The sequence below is a fragment of the Pseudomonas sp. NBRC 111133 genome (assembly GCF_001320605.1).
Lineage (GTDB): Bacteria > Pseudomonadota > Gammaproteobacteria > Pseudomonadales > Pseudomonadaceae > Aquipseudomonas > Aquipseudomonas monteilii.
Window position 1 is genome coordinate 1 of record NZ_BCBJ01000159.1, and the last position, 3,687, is coordinate 3,687.

A 3,687-nucleotide genomic window follows, 5' to 3' on the forward strand; every position below is an offset into this window, starting at 1 on the left:
GCCTGATTTCCACGCCGCGCTCAGCACGGCGTGCTGTGGATGACCGTCATCAGAAGGACAAGTCTGGCCGCAACGGTCGCAAACTACGCTGACCGCAACGGCTGCGAGGGTCGACTCTTTGATCATCATTGGCTCTCCCCTAAGTCTGAGGCTTGTTGCACTGCTCGGGTGCGTCCATGAACAGGTGGGGTTTCCCGTACCTAGTGATGATGAATGAGTGCCCTTTGACTACGAGCGCGGCGATGCCAGCAAGCTGAAAAACACCTTCTTCGTCAGGGAGGAACTCATCGGCAAGCTCACCACCTTTCCGGGTAGAAAAGAGGTGCTGATCTCATGGCTATTTCTCTCCTGGGGGTAACAAGAAATGAAGACCATGACGCTGGAGTGGTCAAGGAAGCGAGAGGAAAATTCTAAGAAATATCAATTTAAATCAGTATGTTAAGAGCATGCCCTTAAAATGGGAGTGCCCAATTTTAAGGGCGATTTCTTAGAGAGCAATCGCCCAGGTCGAACTCCTGAAGCTGATATGCTGACATGGATGCGAGGCAAGCAGAGCGCGCAGGCGCGAGGATGAAAGCCCGAAGGGCCGAGACGCCGAAAGGTGGCTCGGTTCACGCCAGCCGGCCCGCGAGGGCGCGCCCGGGCAAGACAAATTCTGATGGAGGCACTTATGAGTCGAGACGCGAAGGACACCGTGTACTGCAGCATACAAATGCCCATGGCCCAAGGCCGAGAGCTCTTGGAACTAATTGCAAAGCTCCGCGCTTCCGCTGCTCACCCATCTCTCGAGTCGGTCTTGAAGGAAGCCGAGGGCGAGCTGGAGATGTCCATCGAATTCGTCGAGCGGATGCTTGCCGATGAAGGCGGGCTCGGTCGCAAGCCTCACTAAGAAATGAAGCCATGGCCAGTGATGATTCGCTCCACTTCCTTGAAAACCGCCGTCGGAGAGCATTATGGATATTGGCTCACCTAGACCCTGGTGATCCAAGAGCACTATGCGTTTTGAGGGTGTTGGATGAGATAGATCAGCAGGAGCGACCTTCACTCGGGTCACTGCGAATTCTCAGCGTTGAAGAGATCTCCAATCAGGTGACTGCTGAGCCCCATCCGATTGGGACATCCATCGTGCGGGACGACGCTATACCGGAGCCGTGGCGTGAGCGCTTCTTGTGTGCAAGCTACGGTTCAACCCGTGTAGCTGAGGGCGGCTATCTGCACGACTGGCTGAAGTTCCTTTCAAAGTGGCAACAGGAAATGACCCACCTTGAGCGTCACAGAGCGGCTCGGGATCGAAAGGGCTAGCGCACTTTGCGTAGATTTACGCACTTCATGAGCAAGCGGAGCGCGCAGCCAGGATGGCGGAGGTGTGAGGATGGAAGCCCACCGGGCCGAGCCCTGTTGGGCTCGATTTACGACAGCCGTCCCCGGTAGGGGCACGCTCAATTATCGTTGCTGGTCATTGATCAGCATCCTTCGCGAACACCCTTTCCCAATCTCGCCTCACAAGGTCAGCACAAGCACGTGGAGCTCCACCAAAACACCGGTTAGATACCCGATGCATTTCTGCCTCGGTTTGAAACCTGATGGGTGCGCCTTGCTCATTAACAAGAACTCCGTTGGCGCCGATAATAAGGGCATGGCCGGCTACGATGTCGTGGGCGGAAACAGGGTATAGCGAAACACCGCACACCCCATTCCCAGCTGCTACCCGAGCTAACCTGTACGCGATTGACGGCATGGGATACCCCCCCCGGCGAGCAGAGCTCTCGATTAATGCTGGACTTACGGAATGCTGCAGTGCTTACCATCACAAGGCTGCCTTCAGCGAGATCTTTACGGGAGAGATCGACTCGAATCGGTGGGCGGCATTCGTTGCCATGGATGAGCTTCTCGGCGGGCAAGCGCTATGTGGAGGCAAACAAAATAGCCATTGATAGTTTAGTATGTCAGTCTGTTTCCTACTAATCGCATCAAGGATTACCTATGTCTCGCCTAGCTGAGTTCCGTCAACTCGAGCAACAACTCGCCGCCCAACTAGCTGAGCTCGAAGCGCTCAAGGGCAGCTCTGAGCTGCAGAAAGAAATCGAGTTTGAGACCAAACTGCGTGACCTGCTCGCCGAATACGGCTTCAATCTGCGTCACGTCATCAACGTGCTGGATCCGCAGGCGAGCCGACGTGCTGCTCCGGCCATTACTGAAAAGGCTCCGCGCCGCGCCCGCCAAGTAAAGCAGTACAAGAACCCGCATAACGGGGAGATCATTGAAACCAAAGGCGGCAATCATAAGCTGCTGAAAGAATGGAAAGCCGAGTACGGTAGCGACACTGTCGAGACCTGGTCGTCTCGCTAATTCCTTGATAACCGACTTCAGTGCAATGCTCATAGTTGCAGAGGTTGGATTGAAGCTGGATACGTAAAGGCCCCGGTGACCTAAGCCTTCCGGGGCCCTATCTACAGCCGAGCTACTCAGTGGTTTTGGAGGTACTCTGCGAGGGAATCCATGTCCTCCTCTTCTTCCTCGTCATAGACAGACTCACCGTTATGTTCCGGGCATTCCCCACGGTGATTAATGTCGGCTGCGCGGTAGATGTAGTCTTCCCCACAGAACCTGCAGAATGCGTAGTCTTCTTCATACCTGGACGCGCAGTCCTGGCAGACCCAACCATCAGGTTCCCGTTCCTCGTAACCAAGGGGGGTGATGTCAATCGATTTTTCGTTGCAGCACTCGCATGCCGGCGCCAAGCCCGCATAGATGACTCGGCCAACACGTTCGAGGTCGAGACGCTGCAGTGGATTTGGCTTCATGCGGGGGACGCATTCGACAAGCTTCTGGATACCCGTTTCGTTGTAGTTGAGCAGGTCAACGTCGGTCGAGTCGAAGAACGAATCGCTTTTGAGGGCGATCTTGCTGTTGTAGCCGAGGTAATGAGAAACCGCAGCATGGGCATGGGCTGGCCGAATGTCTTCTCCACGAGCACGGTAATACTCACGTAAAAACTCGACTGCAGCGTCAATTACATCAGGGTTTTTTTTGTCAGACATGGCGTAGCTTCCTAAGTCAGGCAGCCGACAGATTGCTCGATGGAGCATGACGAGTATTTAAGCGTGCTGTCAGCCTGAATAGGGAAGTGCCATATTAGGTGGCGTAGCTGCACAACGTGTAAAAATACCGTTTTAGCTTACTCGCAAGCAGGTGAGGTACAGACTTAGTTTAGACCTAGGCACTTCGTCTGGTCAAGCTACAGCGCTGCGTCTCGCGTCGACGGGTATCGGCCAGGCACGAACCTGCTGGCAATGCTTCGAGCCAGTAAGGCGCGAGTGTTGTTGCTCGACCTGAACCATCCGAACGAAATAACGGGTGACCTGTTCGTAGCCTCGCCGCGAGCAAAAAGCTCATGGGCGTAATTGATGCGGTGAATGGATGATGGGTAGGGTGACGATGCGTCTGGCGAGCGTCCCGGTCGACTCGTCATGGGATATGCGCCGGGAAATGATGAGCCAAAGCCTCACTACACGGGTAGATGAGCTATGGATGATGTTCTGTAATTGATCACGCGATTGCTCGATTGATGCAGCGCGAAGCGAACACAGAAAAAAGCGGCTAATGAACTCCAGAGCCGCTGTACTGCTGAGCAGTAAACTGGGCAAGCCCAGCAAGAGAGGGGGTGGAATTGCCGCCCCACCCCTA

5 protein-coding genes are annotated in these 3,687 nt (G+C 54.8%); 4 read left to right on the forward strand and 1 reads right to left on the reverse strand.

Annotation, left to right across the window (positions count from 1 at the left end):
- Positions 1-217 precede the first annotated feature (217 nt).
- The 3 genes from APH36_RS31975 (at position 218) to APH36_RS29415 (ending at position 2,349) form a co-directional block, all read left to right on the forward strand.
- Positions 218-358, forward strand: coding sequence for a hypothetical protein (locus APH36_RS31975; protein WP_023048445.1), 141 nt, complete (start codon positions 218-220; stop codon positions 356-358).
- Positions 359-670: 312 nt separating this feature from the next.
- Complete coding sequence (locus tag APH36_RS29405) at positions 671-889, forward strand: hypothetical protein (RefSeq protein ID WP_023048444.1); 219 nt, start codon at positions 671-673, stop codon at positions 887-889.
- 1,094 nt (positions 890-1,983) lie between these two features.
- Positions 1,984-2,349 carry a histone-like nucleoid-structuring protein, MvaT/MvaU family gene (locus APH36_RS29415; RefSeq protein ID WP_029886627.1) on the forward strand — a complete coding sequence of 122 codons (366 nt, stop codon included), beginning with the start codon at positions 1,984-1,986 and terminating at the stop codon, positions 2,347-2,349.
- Between the two features lie 116 nt (positions 2,350-2,465).
- Here APH36_RS29415 and APH36_RS29420 read toward each other — a convergent pair whose 3' ends face one another.
- Entirely contained in the window at positions 2,466-3,041 is a 576-nt protein-coding gene (locus tag APH36_RS29420; protein WP_023048442.1) for a hypothetical protein, read from the reverse strand.
- Positions 3,042-3,438: 397 nt separating this feature from the next.
- On the opposite strand from APH36_RS29420, the gene APH36_RS32975 reads away from it, so the two are divergent.
- Positions 3,439-3,549 carry a DUF4113 domain-containing protein gene (locus tag APH36_RS32975; protein ID WP_223625718.1) on the forward strand — a complete coding sequence of 37 codons (111 nt, stop codon included), beginning with the start codon at positions 3,439-3,441 and terminating at the stop codon, positions 3,547-3,549.
- Positions 3,550-3,687 lie beyond the last annotated feature (138 nt).